We start from the raw sequence: 875 nt of genomic DNA on the forward strand, positions 1-875 counted from the left end.
CGCATGGGCGAGGCGGCCTTGCAGCTCGCCGGCTGTGTCGCCGGCCTCCCGGAGCCGCGCTGACGTGAACGGACTCGCGCTCCGCCTGCGACGGCGCCTGGTCGTCGCGATGCTGGTGGCCACCGCGCTGCTGCTCGTCGCCGGACTCGCGGCCGGCAGCGAGGGCTGGTCGCTGCCGTCGCTGTGGGGCCCGGACGCGGCGCTGATCGTCGGGCAGATCCGCGCGCCACGCACGCTGGGAGCGTGGCTGGTCGGCGCGCTGCTCGGGCTGGCCGGCGCGGTGGCGCAGGGGCTGTTCCGCAATCCGCTGGCCGACCCGTACCTGCTGGGCGCCGCGTCGGGTGCGACGCTCGCGGTGGTGCTCGGGCTGGCCGCGCAGGCGCTGGCCGGGCACTACATCAGCCTGGGCACGGCCGACCTGCTGTCGCGGGCCGGGCTGGTGCTGGGCGCCTTCCTCGGTGCGCTCGGCGGCGTGCTGCTGACGCTGCTGCTGTCGCGCGGCGCGCAGCACACGACACGGCTGCTGCTGGCCGGCGTCGTCGTCGGCGTGGTGCTCGGCGCGGCCAGCGACCTGGTCACCACCGTCGCGCCGGATGCGTTGCGCGGCAAGCAATGGTTCATGCTCGGCAGCACCTCCTTCCTCGGCTGGGACAGCGTGCTGCTGCTGGGGGCCGGCGCGCTCATCTGCGTGCCGCTCGCGTGGCGGCTGGCGCGCGCGCTCGATGCGCTGACGCTCGGCACCGACAGCGCGTTGAGCCTGGGCCTCGACCTGCCGCGGCTGCGGCTGGTGCTGGTGGTCGTGCTGGCGCTGGCGACCGGGCTGGCGGTGGCGCAATCGGGCCTGATCGCGTTCGTCGGCCTGGTCGCGCCGCACC

The 875-nt window shown here is 76.0% G+C and carries 1 protein-coding gene; it reads left to right on the forward strand.

From position 1 onward, the window contains the following. Nucleotides 1–109: 109 nt before the first annotated feature. On the forward strand, nt 110–875 hold a 766-nt coding region (locus AC1D01_RS36820; RefSeq protein ID WP_477874772.1), incomplete at its 3' end, for a FecCD family ABC transporter permease.

The sequence above is a fragment of the Rhizobacter sp. P3_B12 genome, from assembly GCF_056402895.1.